The 24,531-nt window shown below is 69.6% G+C and carries 23 protein-coding genes and 2 tRNA genes; 7 read left to right on the top strand and 18 right to left on the bottom strand.

Annotated features, from left to right (window positions below):
• Positions 1-13 precede the first annotated feature (13 nt).
• On the top strand, positions 14-1,198 hold the full coding sequence (locus AB0B72_RS18110) for an FAD-dependent monooxygenase (protein WP_367739937.1): 1,185 nt from the start codon (positions 14-16) through the stop codon (positions 1,196-1,198).
• Between the two features lie 169 nt (positions 1,199-1,367).
• On the opposite strand, the gene AB0B72_RS18105 is transcribed toward AB0B72_RS18110, so the two are convergent.
• From AB0B72_RS18105 to AB0B72_RS18065, 9 genes are all read right to left on the bottom strand, one after another.
• A complete protein-coding gene (locus tag AB0B72_RS18105; protein ID WP_367739936.1) occupies positions 1,368-1,790 on the bottom strand; it encodes a hypothetical protein in 423 nt (140 codons plus the stop codon).
• A gap of 108 nt (positions 1,791-1,898) precedes the next feature.
• On the bottom strand, positions 1,899-2,327 hold the full coding sequence (locus tag AB0B72_RS18100) for a MaoC family dehydratase (protein WP_367740041.1): 429 nt from the start codon (positions 2,325-2,327) through the stop codon (positions 1,899-1,901).
• 2 nt (positions 2,328-2,329) lie between these two features.
• The gene (locus tag AB0B72_RS18095; RefSeq protein WP_367739935.1) at positions 2,330-2,779 is read right to left on the bottom strand and encodes a MaoC family dehydratase N-terminal domain-containing protein; all 450 of its coding nucleotides are present in this window, start codon (positions 2,777-2,779) and stop codon (positions 2,330-2,332) included.
• A 304-nt stretch (positions 2,780-3,083) separates the two neighbouring features.
• Positions 3,084-3,248, bottom strand: a complete 165-nt coding sequence (gene rpmG / locus AB0B72_RS18090; RefSeq protein ID WP_036325591.1) for a 50S ribosomal protein L33 — start codon at positions 3,246-3,248, stop codon at positions 3,084-3,086.
• Between the two features lie 76 nt (positions 3,249-3,324).
• Positions 3,325-3,401, bottom strand: a tRNA-Met gene (locus AB0B72_RS18085).
• A 164-nt stretch (positions 3,402-3,565) separates the two neighbouring features.
• Positions 3,566-3,638 (bottom strand) — tRNA-Thr (locus AB0B72_RS18080).
• A gap of 111 nt (positions 3,639-3,749) precedes the next feature.
• Positions 3,750-4,250 carry a hypothetical protein gene (locus AB0B72_RS18075; protein WP_367739934.1) on the bottom strand — a complete coding sequence of 167 codons (501 nt, stop codon included), beginning with the start codon at positions 4,248-4,250 and terminating at the stop codon, positions 3,750-3,752.
• Positions 4,251-4,501: 251 nt separating this feature from the next.
• Positions 4,502-4,711, bottom strand: coding sequence for a transposase (locus AB0B72_RS18070; protein WP_367739933.1), 210 nt, complete (start codon positions 4,709-4,711; stop codon positions 4,502-4,504).
• Positions 4,712-4,859: 148 nt separating this feature from the next.
• Positions 4,860-5,384 carry a C40 family peptidase gene (locus AB0B72_RS18065; protein ID WP_367739932.1) on the bottom strand — a complete coding sequence of 175 codons (525 nt, stop codon included), beginning with the start codon at positions 5,382-5,384 and terminating at the stop codon, positions 4,860-4,862.
• 231 nt (positions 5,385-5,615) lie between these two features.
• Here AB0B72_RS18065 and AB0B72_RS18060 point away from each other — a divergent pair, with 231 nt between their 5' ends.
• Complete coding sequence (locus tag AB0B72_RS18060; RefSeq protein WP_367739931.1) at positions 5,616-6,017, top strand: STAS domain-containing protein; 402 nt, start codon at positions 5,616-5,618, stop codon at positions 6,015-6,017.
• A gap of 39 nt (positions 6,018-6,056) precedes the next feature.
• Here AB0B72_RS18060 and AB0B72_RS18055 read toward each other — a convergent pair whose 3' ends face one another.
• The 3 genes from AB0B72_RS18055 to AB0B72_RS18045 form a co-directional block, all read right to left on the bottom strand.
• Positions 6,057-7,001, bottom strand: coding sequence for a GNAT family N-acetyltransferase (locus AB0B72_RS18055; RefSeq protein ID WP_367739930.1), 945 nt, complete (start codon positions 6,999-7,001; stop codon positions 6,057-6,059).
• Between the two features lie 233 nt (positions 7,002-7,234).
• A complete protein-coding gene (locus tag AB0B72_RS18050) occupies positions 7,235-7,432 on the bottom strand; it encodes a hypothetical protein (RefSeq protein WP_367739929.1) in 198 nt (65 codons plus the stop codon).
• A gap of 92 nt (positions 7,433-7,524) precedes the next feature.
• Positions 7,525-7,698: a hypothetical protein gene (locus AB0B72_RS18045; protein WP_367739928.1), complete on the bottom strand. Its 174-nt coding sequence runs from the start codon at positions 7,696-7,698 to the stop codon at positions 7,525-7,527.
• Between the two features lie 138 nt (positions 7,699-7,836).
• Here AB0B72_RS18045 and AB0B72_RS18040 point away from each other — a divergent pair, with 138 nt between their 5' ends.
• Complete coding sequence (locus AB0B72_RS18040) at positions 7,837-8,265, top strand: nucleoside deaminase (RefSeq protein WP_367739927.1); 429 nt, start codon at positions 7,837-7,839, stop codon at positions 8,263-8,265.
• 109 nt (positions 8,266-8,374) lie between these two features.
• Here AB0B72_RS18040 and AB0B72_RS18035 read toward each other — a convergent pair whose 3' ends face one another.
• From AB0B72_RS18035 to AB0B72_RS18020, 4 genes are all read right to left on the bottom strand, one after another.
• Positions 8,375-9,058: a class I SAM-dependent methyltransferase gene (locus tag AB0B72_RS18035; RefSeq protein WP_367739926.1), complete on the bottom strand. Its 684-nt coding sequence runs from the start codon at positions 9,056-9,058 to the stop codon at positions 8,375-8,377.
• A gap of 160 nt (positions 9,059-9,218) precedes the next feature.
• On the bottom strand, positions 9,219-9,446 hold the full coding sequence (locus tag AB0B72_RS18030) for a hypothetical protein (RefSeq protein WP_367739925.1): 228 nt from the start codon (positions 9,444-9,446) through the stop codon (positions 9,219-9,221).
• 458 nt (positions 9,447-9,904) lie between these two features.
• The gene (locus AB0B72_RS18025) at positions 9,905-11,284 is read right to left on the bottom strand and encodes a sensor histidine kinase (protein WP_367739924.1); all 1,380 of its coding nucleotides are present in this window, start codon (positions 11,282-11,284) and stop codon (positions 9,905-9,907) included.
• On the bottom strand, positions 11,281-12,306 hold the full coding sequence (locus AB0B72_RS18020; protein WP_367739923.1) for a sensor histidine kinase: 1,026 nt from the start codon (positions 12,304-12,306) through the stop codon (positions 11,281-11,283). Before AB0B72_RS18020 ends, AB0B72_RS18025 begins: the two co-directional genes overlap by 4 nt.
• Before the next feature lie 965 nt (positions 12,307-13,271).
• Here AB0B72_RS18020 and AB0B72_RS18015 point away from each other — a divergent pair.
• Entirely contained in the window at positions 13,272-16,271 is a 3,000-nt protein-coding gene (locus AB0B72_RS18015) for an AAA family ATPase (RefSeq protein WP_367739922.1), read from the top strand.
• A gap of 117 nt (positions 16,272-16,388) precedes the next feature.
• Here the strand turns inward: AB0B72_RS18015 and AB0B72_RS18010 are convergent, their stop codons facing one another.
• On the bottom strand, positions 16,389-17,960 hold the full coding sequence (locus AB0B72_RS18010) for a protein kinase (RefSeq protein WP_367739921.1): 1,572 nt from the start codon (positions 17,958-17,960) through the stop codon (positions 16,389-16,391).
• Between the two features lie 93 nt (positions 17,961-18,053).
• Complete coding sequence (locus AB0B72_RS18005; protein WP_367739920.1) at positions 18,054-19,445, bottom strand: DUF4407 domain-containing protein; 1,392 nt, start codon at positions 19,443-19,445, stop codon at positions 18,054-18,056.
• Positions 19,446-19,682: 237 nt separating this feature from the next.
• Here AB0B72_RS18005 and AB0B72_RS18000 point away from each other — a divergent pair, with 237 nt between their 5' ends.
• Genes AB0B72_RS18000 through AB0B72_RS17990 form a run of 3 tightly spaced genes read left to right on the top strand, consistent with a single transcriptional unit; the run spans position 19,683 to position 24,424 of the window.
• A complete protein-coding gene (locus AB0B72_RS18000) occupies positions 19,683-21,098 on the top strand; it encodes a hypothetical protein (RefSeq protein WP_367739919.1) in 1,416 nt (471 codons plus the stop codon).
• Positions 21,099-21,107: 9 nt separating this feature from the next.
• Positions 21,108-22,115: a hypothetical protein gene (locus tag AB0B72_RS17995; protein WP_367739918.1), complete on the top strand. Its 1,008-nt coding sequence runs from the start codon at positions 21,108-21,110 to the stop codon at positions 22,113-22,115.
• The gene (locus AB0B72_RS17990) at positions 22,112-24,424 is read left to right on the top strand and encodes a hypothetical protein (RefSeq protein ID WP_367739917.1); all 2,313 of its coding nucleotides are present in this window, start codon (positions 22,112-22,114) and stop codon (positions 24,422-24,424) included. Before AB0B72_RS17995 ends, AB0B72_RS17990 begins: the two co-directional genes overlap by 4 nt.
• The last annotated feature ends 107 nt before the right edge of the window (positions 24,425-24,531 follow it).

Genomic DNA, 24,531 nt, shown 5'->3' with positions numbered 1-24,531 from the left:
AACGGGAGGGCACATGAACCAGCGGACGGTATTGATCTCGGGAGCCGGCATCGCCGGCCCGACACTGGCGTACTGGCTGGCCCGGCACGGGTTCCACGTCACCGTGGTCGAACGCGCGGCGGCGCTCCGGTCCAGTGGCAGCCCGGTAGACGTCAGAGGCCCCGCCGTGGGGGTCGCCGACCGGATGGGCGTCATGCCCCGCCTCCGCGAGGCGGCCACGCGGGTCACCGGGATCACGCTGGTCGACGGGAGGGGCAGGAGAGTCGGCAGGGTGGACACGCGCGCGCTGCGGCGGGCGACCGGCAGCCGTGAGGTGGAGATCCCGCGCGGCGATCTCGCGACCATCCTTTTCGAGGCGGCCCGCGACGACGTCGAGCTGCTACTGGGCGACTCGATCGCCACGCTGAGCCAGGATCCGGAGGGGGTGGACGTCACCTTCGAACGCGCGGCGCCACGCCGCTTCGACCTGGTCGTCGGGGCGGACGGGCTGCACTCGACCGTGCGCCGGCTGGCGTTCGGACCCGAGCAGGACTTCGTGCGGCACATGGGACTGTACGTCGCGACGCTGCCCCTCGACGGCTCGGCCGGTCACGGGCAGGAGATGGTCATGTACAACACGCCCGGCCGGGCCGTCGCCGTCCACCCCTCGCACGGCGGCGTGGCGGCCTTCATGTATCGCAGCCCGCAGGTGCCGGACTTCCGCCACGGCGACGTCGAGCAGCACAAACGGCTGCTGGCCGCCGCGTACGCCTCCGCCGCGTGGCGGGTGCCCGAACTGCTGGCGCGCGTACGGGAGGCCGACGAGCTCTATTTCGACTCGGTGAGCAAGGCGACCGTGCGGCAGTGGTGGAACGGCCGGGTCGCGTTGCTCGGCGACGCCTCGTCATGCGTGTCCCTGTTCGGCGACGGATCCACCCTCGCCATGGCGGGCGCCTTCACCCTCGCCGCCGAGATGGGGGCCGCGCCGGACGACCACGAGTCGGCCTTCCGGCGGTATCAGACGAGGCACAGCGTCCTGACCGAGCCGAAGCAGCAGAACGTCACCCGGGGGGCCGCACTGCTCATTCCGGCGACCTGGAGGGGCATCGCCGCGCGCAATCTCGCCACCCGGCTGTGGCCGCTGGCCGCCGCCGCGGGCTGGGCGGGCCGCCGGCTCACCCCCCGTCGCGACGACGTCGCCGATGCGCAGGCCCTCTGAACTCCTCCGGGCCATCGCCCGCTCCTGCGAGCTCGCGCATCCGGAACGGCCCGGCGGGGCAGGTCTCGTCCCGCCGCGCCTTGTCCCGCCGGAAGAGCGGGACGGCCGCCGAATGCCGGCAGGGAAGGCCCTGTCCGGCGGGGTCCTCCTCCCCCGGCTGGGAGGTGTGTCAGCGCGGCCCTTCCTCGGGGTTCGCGTCCTTGTCGGAGTTCGCCTCCTCGTCGGGCAGCGCGGCCGCGATGGACTCGTCGATTCTCGACGTCGCCGAGCTGCCGTCCCACAGCAGTTGCGAGGCCACCATCGACGCGGTCCCCGACGGGGTCAGCGCCGTCTCGATCGTGCCGCCGGGCGCGATGTCCTGCTTGGCCTCGGTGATGGTGTCTTCTCCCGCCGCGCCGGCGGCGTCCCTGGCGTTCTCCGCCCGAGGCGGCGGCACCGCGGGTCCGGTGGCGTCATGGGCGTACTCGGGCGCCTGGCTCTGCGCCGCCGTCCCGGCCGTGTCGCCGCGTTCCCCCTGAGTGGTGACCGGCTCGTCGACCGCGCCCTCGGTCTCGCCATCGAGCCGGTTGGTGTCATTGATTCGCTCGCTCACGTTCCGACCGCTACCCATTGACGCCGAGGTCAATCGGCCGGAGAACGCGTCGAACCAGAGCCACCCCGGCGGGCGCGGTGGACGCGGTTCCTGGTCGCCGCGAGGCGCTCAGGAGAGCTGAACGACGGCGCGGGCCTTGGACAGGACGCGGGCGTCGCCCGACTTGGCGGTGAGCACGACCACCACACGCTTGTCTTCGAGCTTCTCCTCGATGAGCCCGCTGACGACGATGGTCGCGCCACTGTCGTCGTCGGGGACGACGACCATGGACGAGAAGCGGACGCCGTAGTCGACGACGGCGGCGGGGTCGCCCGCCCAGTCGGTGACGAACCGGCCGCCCTGGGCCATCGTGAACATGCCGTGCGCGATGACGTCGGGAAGGCCGACGGCCTTGGCGTACCGCTCGTTCCAGTGGATGGGGTTGAAGTCGCCGGAGGCGCCCGCGTACATCACGAGGTTCACCCGGCGGACCTGGTACTCGACGGCCGGGATCTGCTGACCGGCCTCCACCTCGTCGTACTTCACCGTAGCCGCCATGGTCACGCAGCCCCTCCGCGCTCGACGATCGTGTTGTAGGTCCGGCAGACCGGCTCGCCGGAGACGGTGGTGATGTCGCTGCGCAACGTCAGGAACTCGTTGCGGCCGACGCCGCGGATCTCGGTGATGGTCGAGGTGCAGATCAGCTCGTCCCCGGCGTAGATCGGCCGCTGGTACTCGAACCGCTGCTCTCCGTGGACCACCATGGAGTAGTCGAGCCCGAGCTCGGGGTCGGCGAGCGCGCCTCCGGTGTTCCCGAGGCTGAACACGATGGGGAAGGTGGGAGGCGCGACCACGTCCGGGTGCCCGGCCGCGATGGCGGCCTCCCTGTCGTGGTAGATCGGGTTCTGGTCGCCGATCGCGGCGGCGAACTCCCTGATCTTGACGCGGCTGACCTCGTAGGATGCGGACGCCTCATACGTCCGCCCGACGAAATCACGGTTCAAAGCCATCGGGCCCCTGCTCCTTCGCGCGCGGAAGTGCTGTCGAGGCCGACGGTAACAGAGCTGGTTCGGCCGTCGTCGCACGGCGACCGCCGCCTCCGGCGAGATTCCACCGTAGCGGGCGCGGGGCGACCGCGGCCTGTCGATCCATGCCGGCGCACACCTGTCACCGGTCTGTGCGGACACGACAAGCCGGCGTCCCACGAAGGAACGCCGGTCGTACGTACGGAGATGCCCTGAAGTGACGCTGAACAGCACCCGCGAACGCGGGGCGCCGCGCGACGGGCGGTGCGAAGCGCCGCCCGGCCGGGACCTAGCGGGTCTCGCGGTGCGCGCGGTGGGTCTTGCAGTTCGGGCAGTACTTCTTCAGCTCAAGCCGATCCGGGTCGTTGCGCCGGTTCTTCCGCGTGATGTAGTTGCGGTGCTTGCACTCCTGGCAGGCCAGCGTGATCTTCGGCCTAACGTCTGTGGCAGCCACGTGGGAGTGCCTTTCTGCGTTCGGGACTACTGGACAACCCAGACCAGGGCCGCCTTCGGCAGGCGCCTGGCAAGGGTGGTAGCGGAGGCCGGACTTGAACCGGCGACACAGCGATTATGAGCCGCTTGCTCTGCCTGACTGAGCTACTCCGCCTGGACCGGGAAAACAGGGACCGGCCTCGCAAGGATACCCGACCCGGACGGCTCTCCGCGCAGCGGGATCGGCCATGATCGAGATCGGTGTTCCAGTGAGGGTGAGGACCCCCCACCAAGCCAAAAGCCCCGTCCGAAACACCTCAGACAGGACTCTCCGACCAGAGCCCCCAAACGGAATCGAACCGTTGACCTTCTCCTTACCATGGAGACGCTCTGCCGACTGAGCTATAGGGGCGTGTCCGCCGCTCGCGCGTCGCGGACAGGTGTAACCATACACGGCCACGCGGACCGATGCGAAATCAAATCGCGGCGCCGAGCTCCCCTCCGCGAGCGCGTGCCACCCGCCTCACGGCGTCGGCAGGACGCCGCTCAGATCCGCGTCAGGCCGCTGCGCCTGAGGCAGATCGCTCTCGATCCGGTACCTCGTGAAGTAGCCCTTGCCCTTGACCGGCATGACGTTGCTCAACGTCACCTCCGCGTCGTACGGCGTGTCCATGCATTGAGGGAGGCACCAGGTGCCGCTGAGCTTGCCCGCGCCGGTGGCCCTCGTGGGACCCCAGGTGTGCCAGGTGACCCCGCTCATCGAGCTGAACTCCGACAGCACCAGCCTCGCGGGGCGCTGGTCGGGCCTGCCGCTCTTCTCGGCGCCGTGAAGGTTGAGGACGTAGACGGGCGGCTGGCCGGGCACCACCCCGCCCTGCTCCACGGGCGCGGCCTGCCGTGCTTCGCCGGGCGCGGCTCCGGGCGGCCGGTCGGCCATGGTGGCCTGCGGCGCGCCGCAGGCGGCCACCGCCAGCCCGAGCAGGGACACAGCCGTCAGAGACCGGATCGCCGTGATCGGTGCCACCCCACGTCCCCATACGGGCGGCGCCGGATCACGTGCCGGTTCGGATGTCGGGCCTGCCGGTTCGCTCGCCGGTTCTGGTGTCAGGTCTGCCGGCCCGTTCACCGGCCCATTCACCGGCCTGTTCGCCGGTCCGGGAGCCGGCCCTCGGGACGGCACGGGCGGGCACGCGTCGGGCGCGTCGGGCAGGCGCATCGGTTCCCCCACAGCACACTGGTGCCCAGAGCCCGGCGGAGTTACGCCTCTGACCTGGGTTACCAGGCGGCGCTTCGCACCTCGCGTTCGCGCGTGGGCAGCGTGACGACCTCACAAAGATCCGCGAGGTCGACATAACGGGCGACCTGTTCGACCGACACGCAGTCGGCGACGAGCCAGCCGTCCCGCCGCACTCGCAGCACCTGGCGACCGCCGCGTTCGGCCGGCACGATCTCGTACCCGTCGGGCCCCACCCATCGCCTGTCCATAGGGGAACAAGCTATCGGATTTTCCCATGGCTATCTCAAAATGACACCAGTCCCATACGGATCGGGTTCATGACCACACCTGGCGAACGCCAACCGTTCCTCCGCAGTGAGCGTGGCATCAGACGGCGACAGAATCTGCGGACTTCGCTCACCCGGAATAGTGGTAGTAGCCCAGCAGGTCGGGAAGCGCGGAGACGTCGTCCATCCTGATCCGCGTTCCGGTGGCGAACGCGTCGATCATCTTGCCGCCGCCGACGTAGACGCCGACGTGGTGGGTCCTCCGCCGGTTGCCGTAGAAGACGAGGTCGCCGGGCTGCGCGACGTCGACGCGGCGCAGCCTTCTGATGTGGTCGTCGGTGTTGCCCCTGCCGAGCACGTCACCGTCGAAGGCCAGGCCGTAGACCCATCGGGTGAAGCCCGAGCAGTCGAACCCGCGCGTGCGCGCGGCGGGGCACGGCGTGATCGCGCCGTGGTAGCCCCGGCAGGTCCCCTTGGACGGCCCCGGCCGCGTCGCGTGTCCCCCGCCCCAGGAGTACGGCATGCTCCCCTGCGCGGCGTAGGCGATCGACACCACCCTGGCCAGTTCCTCGTTCACGGGCGCCGAGCCGGCGGCGAGCCCGAGCACCACCGCGGCCAGGACGAGGCGCCCCCGAATCGCCCCACTAATCCCCATAAATGGTGACGATAGCTCTCAATTCGCTAATGCGTGGAACGGCCTTTCTTGATCGGCGACTCGATCGACGCTGAGGAAAAAGGTTGTTACCCTGAGCAAGAAATAGCCTCTCCAGCGTTTATCCGGGCGCTGGCCGGGCCAGTCGATCGAAGCGCTTCCGTGCCCTGAGCGCTTCGTGACTCGTACGGCACGGTCAGCGTGTCCACGGCGAGGAAGCGAAAGGGAACCACCGTGGAAACGTGGACGGTACAGACCTCTTCCGACACCCGATGGACCGTGGTCGGGCTGCGCGGAGAGCTCGATCTCCACTCGGTGCGCCGGCTCCGCGAGCCCCTTCTCGCACTGGTCGAGGCCCACGGCCCCTGGCTCGCCTTCGATCTGAGCGAGCTGCGGTTCATCGACACGACCGGCGTCGGCCTGCTCGTGCGGCTGGTGCACTACGTGCGCGGCAGCGGCGGCGACCTCGCGCTGATCGGGCCTACGGGCCAGGTCCTGCGGATCCTCCGCTGGACGAACCTGGCCCGCCTGTTCCCGGTCTTCGACTCGGTCGCCGACGCTCTCGCCGACACCCGCCCTCCCGACGAGCGTCACCGCCATCGCGGCCGGTCGGCGACGGGGTACGGGCCCGCTTGAGCCCCTATGGGTACTTCGGCCACGCCACTGGGGGTCCGGTCAGCTCCAGGACATGTTGATCTCCCGCTCGAAGTTGACGTAGCCGGCGCGCTGGAACGCCCGGGCCATCGGGACGTTCCCGACGTCCGTGGACGCCCTGATCCGGGGGACGCCCTGCTCCGCGAGGATCCTGGTCCCCTCGGCGAGCAGATCGTCGATGTGACCCCGCCCGCGGTGCTCCGGCAGGACGCCGATGTACGCGATGATCGGGTTGTAGCTGTTGCGCGCCGGGATGACGAACCCCACGGGCTCGCCGGCGGCCGACGTCGCGATCCGCCACCAGTCGCGCGGGGTGGGGTACTGCGAAAGCTCGCTGTCGTACTGCTCGGCCGCCACGGCGGCTGCCGGCATCGCCGCCAGCTCGGCCCGGCTGTGCGCGTCGAGGGTGCCGTCGAGGACGCGGGTCATCAGCTCGACCAGCTCCTCCCGGGCGCCGACCGGCCGGAACGTCAGGCGTCCGCTCGGCCGGGGAACCGGCGTACCGGAACGCCACTCAAGGCGCAGCCGCTCGACGAACAGCCGGGCGCCGGTCCGTTCGAGGACGGCCATGCGATCGTCGACGACGCGCCTGGCCACCTCGTCGTCACGCCATCCCGGCGGGATGAACCGGCTGTACTCCGGCGGATGATGGCCCGCCGGGAGGACCGCCGCCATCGCCGTCTCAAGCAGCCCGGCGCCGATGTCGAGGCGCTCGGACGCGGGCACGGCCTCGTCGAGGTCGAGCGTGTCGAGTATGAACGGCGGGTCGCCGGCGTTCCGCGCCCACCAGGCCAGCCGGGCGACGAGACGGTCGCCCCGCAGAGCCATCCACATCCACTCCGGCCTCCGGCGGCCGGCGTCGAGATCGTCCGCCAGCTCGTCGTTGAGGACGTACGGCAGGCGGCGGAAAAGATCGAGCTCTTCACGCCCGGTGATCGGGCGCATGATCAGGTCGTTCTGGGTCAAGGCACTTTCCTTCACGCAAGGTGTGCCCGCCCGTCCCGAGGTCAGCGGTCCGCCGTACCCCAGGAGGGAGTGGGCACAATGGTCATGGCACGCATCGGCTTATCCCTCCTCTCGCAGCTCAGGCCCGGCCATCGGCGGCCGGGGACAGCGAGTAGTTCTATCCGGCCTGCCGCCAGGTGGTCAAGCCGTTTTCGCGCCGCCCGGAAGGCCCTCGGCCGGGCTTTCCAGCGGCTTCAGGGGCCGACGGCACTCCCGCCCGCATTGTCGACGCCCCCGCCACGTCCTTCGGCGTCCCCTCGGGCCCGCCAGGCCGCGGAACCGATGTCGTGGCCGGAGAGGGGCGTGCCACGGCGGCGTCTCTTCAGGTCGAATACGGCGGCCCAGACGATCAGAGCGATGAGGGGAGCGAAAATCAGCAGAATCGTGAGCATCACGATTTCCTTTCGCGGGCTTCCACCGTACCGCCTTGTCCGGCGATTTGGAGGACACGGCGGACGGCCTCGTTCCGGGCCGGCTGATTTCGCTATTCGGAGGGCTCGGGCTGGATGCTCGGCGGCCGGGCCGGCGCCCGGTGGACGGCTATGTGCGCCAGCCAGGCGAGCCCGAAGGTGAAGCCGGGCGCCGCGTCGTCGTTCGTCTCACCGTGGAAGCCGAACAAGACGATCACCGCCAGTGGGAGCAGCGCGTTGTGCGACACCCGGACTGCGATGTCCGCGGCTCTCCGCTGGAGCGACCATTGCTCACGTTGTCAGCAGACAAGTTCATGAGCATGTCTCCCCTTGATTCGGCGCTTTCTCCCACTCCGTAAAGTAACCCGAGGAGCAAAGGAGCAACCGTGACCCACGACGACGAGAAGCACCTGCGCCGGGCCATCGAGCTGGCGGCGACGGCACGGGCCGGGGGGAACCCGCCGTTCGGCTCGCTGCTCGCCGGGCCGGACGGCACCGTCCTGGCCGAAGACCACAACACCTCGCTCACCGACCGCGACATCACCGCCCACCCGGAGCTGAAACTGGCCCGCTGGGCGGCACGGGAACTCGACCCCGCCACGGCGGCCGCGACCACCCTCTACACCAGCTGCCAGCCCTGCGGGATGTGCGCCGGCGCCATCGCGCGCTCGGGCCTCGGCCGCGTCGTCTACGCCCTGTCGGGCGAGCAGCTCGCCGGCCTTCAGCCGCCCGGCACCGGCTTCCGCGACGCTCCGGCCGAAGGCCCCGCCCTCTTCGACGAGGCGCGTATTCCTGTGGAGGGGTACTACACCTGACGCGGCCCTCCGACGCGGTGGCCCTGGGTGAAAAGCCGCCCAGCGGCCTGCGGGACGCGGGTGTATCCGCGCAGGCTGGACGCCCCAACGCCGGACAGGCGCCTCATCCTCATGGCTTGACGCAGGTATATGTGCCGAACAGCGATCCGTGGAACACCGACTCCACGATCTGCAGACCCGCGGCCTCGATCATCGGCTCGAGCAGCCAGCGGAAGGTGCTGAATTCCGTACGCACGTGCTCGGCGTAGTCCTGTGCGGTGTACCCCTCCGCCGGGTCCGTGGCCGCGCCGGCGAACCACCGGTCGAGGACCTCTTCCGCCTCGGCCGGTTGGAAATCGTAAATGAGGTCATGTAAGCGCAGGACTCCACCCGGCCGCAGCAGACCGGAGATGCGGCTCAGCGCGATCGTTTTGAAGAAATCCGGCAATTGATGGAGGGCGTTCCGGGTGTAGACCGCGTCGACCGGCGGCCCGGGGTGCTCGTACGTCAGGAACCCGGCCTTGACGAACTCGACGTTCGAGAATCCGGCATCGGCCGCACGCCCGCGCAGCACGTCCTGCATCGCGGAAGAGACGTCCACCGCCACCACCCGCCGGAACCGCCGGGCGGCCGCCAGCGTGAACTGTCCCGTCCCCGCGGCGAGGTCCACCACGACGGCACTCTCGTCCACGCCGTGCTCACCGAGCACGGCGAGATCTTGAGTGGGATCGGGATATCCCTGCTTGCGGTCATATCCAGCGACGAAGGCTGGATCAAGGTGCTCTGGCCCCGCGTACGCCAATTCATCGATCATCCATGACTTGACCATTCCCTGATCATGACGAGACGACATGAGGTCGGCACCTGGTTATCACGACGTCCACGTACGCCGGACGCCTTCACGCGGGTGTGGATCAGCCCTGCGAGGCGGTGCTTCGCAGGGCTGACGTCCGCCTGGCTAGCGGCCGATCCGGCTACTCACCCGAGCCGCCGTCGCAAGACTGCTGGTCCCACCTCGCGGTCCTGTAGTCATAGCAGTAGGTGCAGCCATCGTCTCTCTGCTTGCACAGGCCGGGATTGGGCTGGGCGGGGACGACGTGCCGGACGCTCGCGTCGGAGGCCTGCGCGTGCGCGGCGCCGGTTCCGGTGACGAGGAGCGTGGACGCCGCCATCGCGGCGGCGAAGAACAAACGCTTGAGCATCGCAGACCACTCCCTGAGGTGAGGACCGAACCCCGATTTACGGGATCACGAACGTCGGCTCCGGGTCTCGGGATACGCCGATGCGGCGCTGAACATCACTCAGCCTAATCGCGACATGGGACGGAAATCTCCCAGCCGGCGGCAAAAAGTTACTTCCAGTAGATCACTACATGAATGTAATTGGCCGCATTCACCAATGAGATGCGGCATAGCGCACCGGCCGGCCGCCGCCGGGCTTCGAGCTACTCGTTCGCATGTCCGACGGCCCCTTCCCCGCGCGGCTCGTTGAAGTGCCACAGGGACGGAAAATGACAGGCTGGAATCGCCGGCCCGATCGCCGGGGAGAAAGGCACAAGAATTGCGCTTTCCTACCCCCTTTGCCGTACTCCTCACCAAGCACGACGCCCCGCATGGGGCCGACCCCTCTGCGAGACCCGGAAGCGCGGCCATGCGCCGTGCTACGGGGACAGCGGGAGACGGACGACGAAGTGCGCGCCTTGGGCGCTGTCCTGGATGGTGAGCGTGCCGCCGTGGATCCCGGCGATCTGCCGGGCGATCGGGAGGCCGAGTCCGACGCCTCCCGCATGTCTGCTCCGGGCGGAGTCCAGCCGGGTGAACCGCTGGAATACCGCCTCTCGCTGGTCGGCCGCGATTCCCGCGCCGTCGTCGAGCACCTCCAGTTCCGCGATCCCCCCGGGGAACGGCTGATCGACAGCCGCCTCGCCGTCCACTCGCCGTACGGAGATCGTGATCGTGGAGGAGGCGTGTCGCTGAGCGTTCGCGACCAGGTTGCCGATCAACTGGGCCAGTTGCGACCGGTCGCCCATGACCACGACCCCCGGGGTCAGGCGCCGGACGACCTTCCTGTTCGTCCGGTGGTTCTTCAGCTCCGCGACGACGAGTTCGGCCAGGTCCACGCACTGTCGCTCGCACGGTACGCCGGCGTCCAGGCGGGTGAGCGTCAGCAGGTCGGATGCGATCGCTTGGAGCCGCTCCACGCTCGGGAGCACGGCCTTGCACAGGTTGGGCAGGTCGGCGTCGTCCGGTGCCAGGAGGGCGTCCTCCATCTGGGTGCGGATGGCGGTGATCGGAGTACGCAGCTCGTGTGAGGCGTCGGAGCAGAATCGTCGCTGCTGCTCCAGCACGTCCTCCAAGCGGTCCAGTGTCTGGTTGACGCTGCGGGCCAGCCGGTGGATCTCGTCCTGCGCGGCGGGGACGGGGACCCGGCTGCCGAGGTCGGTGCTCTGTATGTGGTCGAGCTGGGCCCGGATGGCGTCAACGGGTTTCAGCGAGTGGGTGACGGTGTGCCGCGCCCCGCAGGCCACCGCGATCGCGAAGATGACCGTTCCCGCGATCAAGAGGGCTATCACTCCCGGATAGACATAGAACGGGATGGTCGGCGCCGCACTGTAGACCGTCCAGTCGCCAGCGTGGAACACCTGTTGCGCGACCACGATGTGGCAACGGCCCGAGGGGAAGATGGAGTGGCAGACCACCCCACTGGCCACGCGGTGAGGAGCCCTCGGTTTGAAATGCGCCATCGCCGGTTTGTTCCACAGGTCTTTGGTCGCCGCGACCACCTTTCCCTGTGGATCGACGACCTGGACGGGGCGGACCAGATTCTGCGGGATGGGCGGCAGCGGATTGACGAGTTCCCCGCGGTCGACGTAATAGGCGGTCAACTCCCCCACAGCGGTCACCTCTTTGATGAGGTTGCCGGTGGCCATCCTGTTGATGGCGAACAACAGGACGGTGGAGAACGCGATGCAGAGCAAGCCCACCGCGACGCCGGTGAACACCGCGATACGGCCTCTGATCGTGCAGCGTTCGAGCCTCATGTCGCCCCCTGTTCGTCTGACAGGACTCGGGGAAGCCGGAAGACGAAACGCGCGCCGCCGGTCTCGTCCTCCTCGACACGGAGGGTGCCGTGATTCGCGTGGGCGATATCCCGGGCGATGGCCAGCCCGAGGCCGGTGCCGTTGCGGTCGAGCCGGCGTGCCTCGTCCAGCCGGGTGAGCCGGTGGAACACACGCTCCCGGTCGGCGAGCGCTATCCCTGGCCCGTCGTCGCTGACGGCGAGCTCGACGGCGTTCGGGGTGGCACGCACATCGACCCACACCTGGTTCTTGCAGTGCCTCTGGGCGTTGTCCAGCAAGTTCGCGAGCAGCCGGCTGATCTGGGTGGGCACGGCATTGACGGTGCTGTCGGGGGTGAGGCGGAGCCGTACCGGAATCCGATCCGACCGTTGAGCGATCTCGGTTCGCACGAGTGCCGCGAGATTCACCTGCTGCCGTTCGGCGACCGGATAGGCTCCCACGCGAGCGAGGAAGAGCATGTCGTCGGTGATCGCCTGGAGCCGCTCCACCTGGCAGAACATCGATGTGATGAATTCGGGCAGTTTCACCCGGCCGAGATCCTGCCGCGCCTCCTCCAACTGCACCCGCAATGCGGCCACCGGACCGCGTAGCTCATGAGAGAGGTCCGCGGCGAACTGCCGCTGGGCGCGCGCGAACTGCTGCAGCTCTTCCTTGGCCCCGTTCAGGCGCTGCAGCACATCGTTGATCGCCCGGCACAGGCGGGCGATCTCTCGCGCGCCGGCCGGTTCGGAAAGGTGAGCGCGCAGGTTGCCGAAGTCGATCCCGGCCAGTTCGGTGCGGACCGCCTCAACAGGGCGCAACACCCGGCCGGTCACCTTCCAGGTGGCCCACGCGGCCAAAGAGATCAACGTGACGGCCTCGACCACCAGGATCAGGTGAAACGGGTCCGTCGATATGAAAGCCGCGACCTGCCTCCCGGTCGCGTACACCGGTGTGACGGGTGAGTGCCCGAATCCGGCCGCGAGCGGCCGGCAGATCCGCATGTGCTGCTCGCGGACACACGATGACTGCCAGGTCGTCGCCCTGTGGATCACCCCCCGGGCGGCGACCTGCGGATCGTACCCGGATCGCCCACGGGGCATGATCAGGCTTCGGAGGCCGTCGGCGCCACGCGGTCGCGACCGGCCTGGCGCCGTGCCGGAGTGAGCCTCATGAACGGCGAGCGCCGCCCGCATCGGGGCGCCCGCCCATCGGGCGGTGCGCGCGTAGTCCATCGCATACATCCCCACCCCGGTGATGAGGAGCGTGAGGAGGGTGAGGACGCTCACAGCGGCGGTCAACAGGGTGATCTGTCCCCGGATCGATCCCGGCCTGCATCGCGTGGCCCGCATCGGCGACCTGATGCGAGCCGACCTCTGGGGCCGATCGGCGACGCCGGTCCTCAGGGGGGGACGAGGCGGCCGGCAAGGCTCCTGTGGACGGTGAGACGGATCCTTCGCCCTGTGACGCCGGTGCTTGTCGTCGCGAACCTCTCCACACGCGAATTTGCTGAAGTGCGACATCCCTGGGGAGGGAAGCTCGGCCCACCGATCCCTTGATCTGTCGGTCAGCAGGTACGCGAGGCCCGCGGCGATCGCCACCCAGGCGACGAGCGTGATCAGGGGCCACACGAGTATCAGCCAGTCGCCGTGCAAGTTCACCATTGCCATCCTTTTCGAACGAGATTCGAGGGGGATGCCAGGGTGTGAGAGGGTCGGGAGCCGCTGTCGGCGGATCGCTACCGCCGTTGCTCCCTCTCGCGCCTCAGCCGGGGGTCCTTTCCCGCCACTTCACCCGAGATGAGTGAGTGGTATGAGTCTGCCTCCGTACCCAAAGGCGCGGTATCGCACATTTATGGGTATTTGTACTTCAGGGCTCCGCGTGTCCGACCACCGGCGTGATACTCGCTTGGGGTGCACGTAACCCGGGCTTGACGAGGACGTCCGAGATCAGGCGCTCGCCCGGGAGGATGTCACATGAATGGAGAGCCCGTGTGACCGAAACCGGGATGCGGCATCGCATCCCGCGGCCGCGGGTGACGTCAAGCGACATCCAAGCCTTCACCCACCCCACACTTGACACCGCTTCACAGCTGGGAGTTCATTGCTTTATGGGGGTTTCATCCCGTCCTGATCAGGAAACCAGCTTAGAGCCCGATTTTGCCCGGACGTCATGGCCTGGCTGGCGAGGACGCGCGCGCGAATGGGGCCTGGTCGCCGGACTGATTCAGGCTGCCAGGGACGGCCGGGGTGGAATCCTCCTGGTCGAGGGCCGGCCGGGCGTCGGGAAGAGCCGTCTGCTCGACATGGCGGCCATCACAGCAGCCGGCGCGGAGCTGGGGATCGCCCGGGGGACGGCGGACGAACTGACCCAGCTCATACCGCTGGCTCCGCTGAAATCCGCGCTCGGGGAAGCCGGCCGCGATCTCCCCATGCGAGAGAACGCAGGCGTGCCGTATCCGGCCGATCAGCGGTTGCTGCTGGTGGAGCGACTGCAGGAACCGCTGGAGCAGTGGGTGGCCCGGCAACCGGTGCTCCTCACGCTGGACGACCTGCACTGGACCGACGCGATGACCCTCCTGGCGCTGCGGTCGATGACCAGGGACCTCGCCTCCTACCCGCTCGTCTGGATGCTGGCCCGTACGAGCGGCAGCGGCGACACCCCTTGCCTCGACCGTCTGTTCGATGTATTGGAAGAGGACGGCGCGATCCGGATCACGCTGAAGCCACTGGATGCGCGGGCGGTGGCGGACGTCGTCACCGATGTCCTGGGGGCGACGCCCGAGCCGGACGTGCTGGCTCTGGCCGGTTTGGTGGACGGCAACCCCTTCATGCTCGTCGATCGCCTGGAGAAACTCAAAGGCGAGGGCGCCTTCCAGATCACCGACGGTCATGCGCGGATGGTCTCGGCGCGGCTGCCGTGTGCTCAGGCGGTCACGCAGGAACGCCTGGCGGAGTTGTCCGCACGAACCAGGCATCTGCTCCAGAGCGCCGCGGTCCTGGGCCGTTCGTTCTCGGTGAGGGATCTGGCCGAAATGGTCGGCGAAACGACCAGCGGCCTGTTGCCGACGCTGGAGGAGGCGATGTCGGCGGGCATCGTCGAACCCTCCGGGGACGAGCTGACCTTCCGGCACGATCTGTTGTGGCAGGCCGTGGTCGAGTCCATCCCCGCCCCCGTACGCCGGGCCCTGCACAGCGACGCGGGAGAGATGCTGCTCAAGCGTGGCGGATCGGCTGTCCCTGCCGCCGCGCACCTCATTCGCAGCGCCGGTCGCGGTGACGCGTCCGCATTACTCGTACTGGACCAAGCGGCGCGCGAGGTGCTGCGGTCCTCACCCCAGAGCGCCGCCGACCTGGCCATGCGGGCGCTCGAACTCACCGACCCCGCCGACTCCGACTGGTTCGACCGTGCCGCCACAGCGGTCGACGCCCTCACGGCCTTCGGCCGGCTGCCCCAGGCGGCCGACCTTGCCCGTGCCGCGCTCAGCAGGGCGTCACCCTTCCAGGCCCCCCGCCTGCGATGCGCGCTGGCGCACATCCTGCTGCTGAGCGGCCGGCCGGCGGATGCGGTATCCGAGGCGGAAAGCGTGCTCAGCCAGCCGGACGTCCCGGACGAACTTCGCGGCATCGCCGAATGGACGGTGTTCTGGGGGCTCATCTGCCTGAACGACTTCCAGAAGGGACGACAACGGGCAGCGGCCGTTGTCGCCGCCCGCGAGCAACACGCCGATGCCGCCGTCGTCGGGGCTCTCCTGATGCTCGCCCGGTTCGCCATAGTCGACGAGATGATCGCCGACTCGTTCGCGTATCTGCGCGAAGCCCTGCGGATCGCGAGCAGCGGCGACGTCGAGGCCATCCAGCGTCCGTACGCGCGCCTGCTGCTGAGCCTCAACTGCAGGGCCATGCGCCAGTTCGAGGCGGCCGACATCGCCATCCAGGCGGCCGAGGAGGAGATCAAAGCCCTCGGGCTGACCGTGCTCGCAGCGCAACCCGCGCTGTTCCGCTCCGTCCTGAAGCTGGCCGCCGGCCGGCTCGACGACGCCGCCGCCGAGGCCCAGACCGGGATGATGATCGCCGAGGAGCTGGGCACTCGGGGCTTCAGCCGCGTCGGAGTGGCCATGCTCGCCCTCATCGCCATGCGGCGCGGCGACATCGACACCGCGGCCCGGCACATCGAGCGGTACGAGTCCATACAGGCCGCGCCCGGGATGTTGTTCGGATCGGTGTGGGAAGAGTGGGTGATGGCGACGGTGGCCGAGGCCCAAGGCGACCAGGACCGGGCGATCGAGATACTCCACGACATCTACACCAACAAGGAGGAGCGGAGCTGGGCGCTCATCACAACGCCTCTGACCGCCGCCTGGATGACCCGGCTGGCGCTGTCCACGGCGAACCGTCCGTATGCGCAGGCCATCGTCGGCACGGCCGAGCACGTGGCCCGCAACAACCCGGACTTCCCCGTCTTCGCCACCACAGCCGCCCATGCCCGCGGCCTCCTTCACAAGGACGCCGACGCGTTGGCCGCCGCCGCCGATCAGCCCGAACCGTGGGCTCGCGCGTCGGCCGCCGAAGACCTCGGCGCCCTGCTGGCGACCAAACCTGACTCCTCTGCCCGGGATCGGGCCGTCAAGTGCCTGGATCAGGCGCTCGACGGCTACGAGAGCATCGGTGCGCTCCGCGACGCGGCCCGCGTGCGAGCGCGACTGCGGGCATTGGGCGTACGGCGCCGCCACTGGGCTCAATCCCAGCGGCCCACCTTCGGATGGGACAGCCTCACCGACACGGAGCGAACCGTCGCCACGCTGGTCTCCCGAGGGCTGACCAACCGCCAGGTCGCCGAGCGCATGTTCCTGTCTCCGCACACGGTCTCCACCCACCTTCGCCGGATGTTCGGCAAACTCGGCATCGCATCCCGTGTCGAACTGGCCGGCATCGTCACCGAAGAATGCCCCGGCCTCAAGGACACGTAAGCCGGCGAGGCCGCAAGATGGGGTCACCCGCTCGGCGGCATTCGCGGGATGAAGCCGGCCCCGCTTCCACGGCCCGAACCACCCGTGTCCCCCGTACCCTCCGCATCCGGCGCGCGATCACGTCTCCGGCGTCAGCCGGGCGATCTGGGCCCGGACGGGCCGGCTGAGCCCGTTGAGGAGGCGGCCGGCGCGGCCGTCCGACGACGCGGCCAGCAGTGCGGCGAGGACGGCCGGCGGCGTGTATTCGAGCACCCGGCACGCGCGCTGCAGGGTCATCGCCTCGACCAGGCGGATCGCGGTGGAGCTCACGCCGAGCGCGCCGAGGATTCCTGCGGCGACGCGCTCCCCGGTGTACGCCAGAATGCCCGCTCCCTCACTGGGGGACATCACTCGCATCAACTCGGCCGCTCCCTCGGCGGTCATGTGATCGAGCATCCGTCCCGCCCGCGAAGGCGGCACGAGGGTCAGCGCCTCGACCGCCCGAGAGGGGTCGGCGGCCATGCCGTCCAGCAGCGGACCGGCCACGTTCGGCTCGATCGCGGCGAGCAGCGACGCGGCACGCCGCCGTGGCTGCGCGAGCAGCAAGCGGCCACCCGCCACCGGCCCGGCCCTGCGGACCTCCTCGACCGACAGAGCCGACAGAGCGGGCGGAGGGGGCGTAGCGGACGGAGACGGCGGAGCGGGCAGACGAGACCGGACCGGCATTGTCGAGGCAACCGGGGAGTCGGCGCGCCGCGAGTCATCGGGCTCACGCCTCACCTGAACGCGCGGCGCCGGTTTTGGCGCCACCCGAGGCGGCGGCTCGGCGTCCACCCGGCGCGGTGCCGGCTTTGGCGCCACCCGAGGGGACGGCTGGGGGTCCACCCGGCGCGGCGCCGGCCGAGGCGCCGGTTCGAGGATCGCCCGAAGCCTCAGGTCCAGTTCCGCCGCGGTCATCCTCCGGGCGGGGTCCTTCTCCAGCAGTCCGTCGATCACGTCCGACAGCGGCCCGGCCCGCCGTGGCGCGGGTGGGCTCTCCGCGACGATGGCGTGCAGGGTCGCGGGATAGTTGCCGCGCCGGAAGGGCGAGTAGCCCTCCAGCGCGTGGAAGAAGGTGATCCCGAGCGACCACAGGTCGCATGCCCCGTCCGGCGTGTGCCCGTTGATCCGTTCCGGCGCCATGAACTCCAGCGTTCCCAGCAGCAGGTTCCGCGAGGTGAGGCCGCTCTCCCCGGAGATCTGGGCGATGCCGAAGTCCACCAGGACGACCCCGCCCTCCCGTCCGACCAGGATGTTGGCGGGCTTGACGTCCCGGTGCAGCACATTCACGGCATGCGCGGCCGTCAGCCCGTCCAGCACCTGCCGTCCGACCCGGGCGATCTCCCGCGGGGACAGCACGTGCTGTTCGATCCGGCTTTCCAGCGAATCACCCTCGATGTAGGCCATGACGATCCACGGCGAGCCCTGCTCCTCGAACACGTCGTAGATGTGGACGATCGCCGGGTGCCTGATCCGGGCGGCGGCGCGCGCCTCCCGCAGGGCCCTCTCCTTCTGGACGGCGACGTCCTCCCCGTACGGCGACAGCGTGATCTCCTTGAGGGCGACCGTGCGCCCGAGGACCGTGTCACCGGCGAGCCACACGGTGCCCATGCCGCCCTGCCCGACGCGCGACAGCAGTTCGTAGCGGTTCCTGATCATGCGTCCCGTCATGCCCGGCGCCTCGGAGCTCGTCATCGCAGTTCGTCATGGATGGTCGTCATGGATGATCGCCCCTGAGCGATGTGCCGTCAGTCGTCGCCGGCATCAGTACTCGTCGTCGGGGAGCAGTTCGACCCCGCCGGGGCGCTCGCCGCCCGCTCCGGGGAACCGTACGGTCCGGGTGTCCTGCATCCGGCGCAGCACGTCGTCCTCCTGCGAGCCGTAGTCGTCACCGTGGTCCACCGGCTCGGGCCGGGTGCCCGTCGGCCCCTGGTACGACGGCCGGCCAGGCTCGGGCATCCGGGTGGTGCCCTGGGGTCCCGAGTCGCCCTGGCGGGACCAGATTCGCCACAGGTTGCCGGAGCCGGGCGGGGCGGAGCCAGGCGTGGGTGGCCGGCTCATGGAGTGCGAGTTGAAGCTGCCCCGCGCGTCGCGGAACTCGTGCTGCTCCGCGAGGGCGAGCACCTTCTCGTAGTTGCCCGGCCGCAGCATCAGCTTGACCGTCACCGGCAGGCACTCGATGACGAGGAAGAGCAGGAACAGCAGGACCCGGGCGGCGCTGAGGGTCGCGTCCTTGCCGGTGACCTCGTTGAGCGCCTGGAGCCGGATCAGCAACCCGTCCATGGTCACGTTTTCGGCGTCGAAGGACTTCTGCAGGTCGGACTGCTGCCTCAGCTTGGCGTCGAGTCGCGCCCGCGCCTTCGGCAGGTCCTCCTTGGCGCCGGCGAGACGGGTCTGCTTGGCCTGCTCGTCGTTGGCGGTCAGCTCCTTCTTGCGGCCCTCGATCTGGCGGTTGAGCTGGTCGATGCGGTGCTTGTTCTTCTCGTACGCGCTCCGGCTGTCCTGGGCGAGCGGGCCGTCGCCCTTCTTCGGACAGGTCGGCCCCCCGTAGAGCTGGCACTGCCATTCCTTGTAGTGCTTGTCGGCCAGCTTCTGATCGGCCTTCCGCTCCGAGGTCAGGGCCTGGATCTTCGGGTCCTGTTCCGGGTTGACGGGCACATCGCCCCCCGAGGAGACGACCTTCTCGAGGGCCGCGACCTCCCCGCGGAGCTGGTCGACGTCCTTACCGACCGCGCCCAGTTTCTGCTGCGTTGTGAACGTGTCCGCACGCCTCTGCTTGATGAGGACTATCTGGGCGTCGATTTCCGACTTGAAGATCTGGAGGACCAGCGGGGTGGAGATCACGACGCCGAGCAGCACCGCCATGAGAATACGGGGAGCGGCCAGCCGCCAGCGGTGCGGCGCGTCCGCCCTGATCGTGCCGACCAGCCACCGGTCAAGGCTGAGAATCGCCAGGCCCCACACGAGCCCGGCGAGGACGGCGAGGACGATGTTGACCCCGAGCGCGCTGAACAGGGCGAACATCATCGAGATGGCCGCGAGGACGCTCGTGGTGAGAACGGCGCCGCCGATGCCCTCGAACTTGCCGTACTCGGTCGGGCAACGTTCCAGGACCTCCGGTCGTGCCCCGGACAGCGCAATCAGAAAGCGTCTCATGTTTCTCCTCGCAATGGGGCTCCACCCTTTAGTGTCTACATTGGAACGTCGCAAAACGCGCCCAACCCGGGCTATCGTAGTTGTCCCATGTCAGATGTCGTGGAATTGGCAAGAATCACCCTGATGACTCGACCAGAAGCAGACACTTGCGACTTTGGTCCTATTTCGATCGTTGCCTCCATTTACGGATATTAAGGACAGGCCGTAACGGATACGACATACACCGGAGGATCTCCCGTGTCGGAGCCCGACAAGGACCTGCTCCGTAAGGCCGTCGCCCGGGGCGTGGCCGGGCTCACCGGCACCGCCCGCCTCACCGTGGTGGAGCTCGCCGCCGACGGCCTCACCACCTTCAAGATCCATCGAGACGACAACGGCGTCCCGCGCGGCCGACGCTGGTCGGTCGCCTGGACGGATCTGACGGTCGAGCCGAACCGGGGCGAGGACGCCCGCCAGGCCGTGCTGAGCGCGGCCGACGCCGCCACCGGCGAGGTGATCGTCGTGTGCTCCTTCCCCGACGGGCCAGAGGCCGGCCGGGCGCTGGAATGGCTGCAGGAGGCGTATGCCGCGCCCACGTTCACGGTGGACGTCCCCGTCACCACACTCGTCAGGGACGTCCTCGCCGACGACCCGCTCTCACAGTCGTACGACCTGGTGGTCATGCGGCCCGATCCGGTGACCGGGCGGCTGGTGCTCGCGACCACCCCGCTGTTCCCCATCGGGACGCGCCCCCGCACGCGGACCGACGTCACCGTCCGCTGCGAACCCGGAGACGAGTACGGCACCGCGTTCGCCGTGGTCACCTGGCAGGGCCGTGAGCCGCGGCTGCTGTCGGTGCGGTCGGCCCGCCTGCCTCCCGGGCGCTACGAGGTCACGGCCGAGCTGGTGCGTCCCGGCCGGGTCACCTTCACCGGACTGCCCGAGCTGGCCCCGGATCCGCGCGGGTGGGCCGAGCTCGTCCAGTCCGTGCCCTCACGGCTGCCGCCTCCGGCGGGCCCCGCCCATCTGATCTGCGCCGTGGAGGTCTGCGGCGCCGACGCCAAGGTGGCCGAGCGGCTGAGCCGCGCGCACCAGGTCATCACGTACCTGTCCGGCGAGCTGGCCGACCTGTTGCGGGTCTCCCTCGTGGCCTATGGAGCGCACTCCTTCGACCGGTCGGCCAAGGACCGGCCGGTGGAGGTCGCCGCGTGGCAGGCCACCGCCGATCAGGCCCTGGACGCCCTGCGCGTGCTGGAGGAACGCGGGGCGATCACTCAGGGATACCCGTACCACCCGCACGCGGCGCAGGTCGAGGACATGCTGGAGGCGGTGGCGCGGCGGCTCGACCCGGACGGCGCGGCGCAGGTCGTCCTGCTCACCGTGGGCGACCGGCCGCCACACCCGGCTCGCGCGGACCGGTCGCGGATCCTGCCCTGCCCGCACCGGCACGACTGGGAGGTGCTGCTCGGCCACCTGGAGCACCTGCCGGGCGCGGCTTTCGGCGCGATCTGCGACCAGCCCGCCGAGCAGGCGCATCCGGTGTGGCGCCGCCTCGGCGCGAGAACGCTGGCACATCTGAACGCCCTCGACCTGCGCGGGCTGGCCGCCGGCCTCGGACTGACCGCGCCCGCCGCCGGTCGCGTCCCGTTCCCCCTGATCGACGAGACGGAGTGACACCCTCGCATGACCGCTGACCCCGCTCCGGCGCGTCCCGGCCACAACATCGCCATGTGGGGCGCGCCGGGCAGCGGCAAGACCACGCTGCTGGCCGCCCTGTTCATCGCGTTGACGCGCAGGAACGACGACTGGAAGATCGTCGGATCGGATCCCGCCTCATCCGACTATCTGATCGAGAAGACGAGCGCGCTGTCGCTCGGCAAGATCTTCCCCGAGGCGAGCACGGCGCTGGAGCGCTACCACTGGACGCTGATCGGGCCCGCCGAGCCTCCAGACGCGCGATGGAGCCGCAGGCCGCGGCCCGCCACGCCGCCGCGCATCGGGATCAGCATGATCGACGCACCCGGCGGTCTGTTCAGCGCGGGCCGGCGGCGGCCGGGCTCCACTCCCGACGGGCAGGCGGACCTGCGCAGGCGGGAGCTGCTCGACAACCTGGTCGACAGCCGGGGGGTCGTCTTCCTCTTCGACCCGATCCGGGAGTTCGAGGTCGGCGACGCCTTCGATCACCTGCACGCGCCGCTCACCCGGCTGGCGGAGCGGATGCTCGGCTCCGACGACTTCAGGGACGGCAAGCTCCCCCACCACATCGCGGTGTGCGTCACCAAGTTCGACGACCCCCGTGTGCTGGAGACGGCCGAGAAGCGGCGGCTGCTGTCCGCCAATCCGGACGACCCGTACGGCTTCCCCCGGGTGAGCAGCGAGGACGCCCGGGAGCTGTTCCGCGAGCTGTGCGAGGTGTCGGCGAGCGGCAACGCGGACATGGTCCTCAACGCCCTCGACAAGTTCTTCCACCGCGACCGCATCAAGTTCTTCGTCACCTCGTCGATCGGGTTCTACGTCGACCCCCGCACGAAGTCCTTCGACTGGCACGACTACCAGAACCTGCTGCCCGAGGACGAGGGTGAGGACCTGCGCATCCGGGGTCAGGTCCACCCGATCAACGTGGTGGAGCCCATGCTGTGGCTCGGAGAGCGACTCACCGCCGGCGAGCCTCGTGCGGAGCCCTCCCGATGAACGGCGACACCGTACGGAAGATCTCCTTCGAATGGGCGCTCGAAGGGAAGGAGCCCGGCAGCTACGACGACTACGAGCTGCTGTCATGGAGCGACGGGCGGCTCGGCTCGGAGGTGTTCGAGGAGATCAGGAGCCGCTACGCGACCGGCGCCTCCCCCGAGCTGCCCCAGGTGACGATCGCGGGAGCGGCGACCAAGGAGCAGGGGCGGGTCTCCCGGCACGTGGTGCTGGCCATCCAGGAGTGGTCCGGGCACCGGGACGGCACCAACCGCAAGGTCGCCTACACCCGCTGGTTCTTCGTGCCGTACGAGCAGCTGATCGAGCACCGGGTGTCGTACGAGACTCTTTATGGCGCCTTCGCGAGGCTTCCGGTCACGCCGGGCCCTCCGCTGACCGTGGATGTGCCGGAGCTCGACCCGAAGGCGGCGTCGCCGGGGCCGGACGCGATGTCCGCCGCGGCTCTGCTGATGACCGGACGGCCCGTGTGCGTCGTGGGCGCCGAAGGGGTCGAGATGCCCCAGCGGTTGCGGTTCCTGGACGCCGTCGCCGCGCTCATGCCGTACGGGCTGCGGACGAGGCTTACGGCGTCGACCTGGGCCAGCAGCACGGCGGAGCACAAGATCAGGCTGTTCTTCGCCCGGCACGCGCCCGAAGGGGCGCACGCGGTGAGCTGGGGGCGCGGGGTGCAGATCCCCCGCGACGAGGGCCGGGCGCGGGCCTGCCTCGACATGCTCACCTGGCCCGGCGTCGAGCCGGCGGACGTGATCGGGCGGCTGAGCGAGCAGACGGCGCCGTTGTCGTTCGCCCAGGCGGACCGCCTCACGATTCTCGATCTGATCGAGCGTGCCTGTTTCCCGTCGCCGGAGCAGGAGCCCGAGCCGGATCTGGCGCGAGCCCCCGGGCCGGCCGTTGGGCGGGACGTTGGGCCGGACACGGCCTTGACGGTCGCGACGCCGCGATCGGACGTCCGGGGAGCGGATCTTCGCGGGACGGACGTTCGCGGAACCGGTGGCGGGACGGACGTTCGCGGAACCGGTGGCGGGACGGACGTTCGCGGAACCGGTGGCGGGACCGCGGAGCCGACGGTGCCTTATCAGGTCTCCTCTTCCCTCAAGCCCTCCGCCAAGCCCCCAGCCAAGCCCCCGGCCAGCTTCGGCGCGGCCCCGCACGCCGACGACGAGGAGCCTGGCCCTGCCCGGTGGAAATGGTCCACGTGGAACAGGCGCACCCAGCTCGTCATGACCGTGGTGGGAACGGTGCTGGGCATCGCCCTGGCCGGCGTCTCCACCGTCGCGGTCGTGAATGCCGTCGGCCAGGACGACGCCCCTCCGGCTCAGAGCACCGTCGCCCCACCGGCCCAGCCCGTCGTCGTCCAAGCCTCCGCCGGGGGCAAGGACCGGTTCGTCGCGGAGGTCGTGGCGGAGACGCTCCGGCGGGCGGGCTTCGAAGCAGCCGTCCAGGTGATCGACAAGATGCGCTTCCCTCAGGGCCCGGCTGTCACCGTCGCGTACGACCTCGACACGCTGGAATTCATGACGCAGGGCCGCTTCGACGGCACGCGTCCCGACGACTTCCGGGAGCGGCTCCGGGCCGAGCTGCGGGGCTGGGGCCTGTCCCAGCTCGCGTCCCTGCCGTCGGTCAGCCGGGACGTCCTGATGTTCGACCCCGGCCAGGTCAAAGCCGACAAGCTGGAAAGCGTGCTCAAGCATCCCTCCGCTGACGACGTCGTTCTCGTACGGGACAGCTTCGGCGAGGGGCTCGCGGACGCGCTGCTGCGGCGCTACCCGGAGGTGAAACTGCGCCGTGCGCCCGCCCAGGAGCTGCCCCGGGAGATGGGTCAGAAGGCCGCCAAGGTCGTGATCGCGCCCGAAGACCTCGGCGTCGACGGTTACCAGCCTTCGGATCTGCTCGACGACGTGCTGCCCGAGCGCACGCTGATCGTCCTGGTCAATGCCGCGGTCGACCCCGCGGCGCGGCAGGCGTTGACCACCGTCACCGCGGCGCTCGACCAGAAGCGGTTGGAGGCGGCCGGCCAGGCCGAGCCCCAGCAGGCGGCCAGAGAGCTGGTGGACCAACTGGTGCCGCTGAATCCGGCTCAGCGGGCCGCGTCTTCGCAGCCCCAACCGGCTCAGCAGGCGCCGCCTCAGGACAAGCAACCAGGCGTCGCCCCCCAGCCGGGCGACTCCTTCCCTCTGTCTCTGATCTTCATCGTCGTCGCGGCCGTCATCGGCTTCCTCGGGCTGGTCCTGTTGTTGTTCCGGTTCCCCGACCGGTATGAGTCGAAGGCCCGGCACGGCTCCCGACGCTGAACGGCGTCACCAGCCGTGCCCGGCCGTCCGGAGGCTGTCGCCGAGTGTCCGTGAGCGCCGGAAAGGCGGGTAAGACCAGGCAGCCGTTGTGAAGCCACGCATCGTGG

The organism is Microbispora sp. NPDC049125, from assembly GCF_040802045.1.
Lineage (GTDB): Bacteria > Actinomycetota > Actinomycetes > Streptosporangiales > Streptosporangiaceae > Microbispora.
Note: the sequence above shows the minus strand (reverse complement) of the source record. Positions and strands in the feature narration are given on the sequence as shown.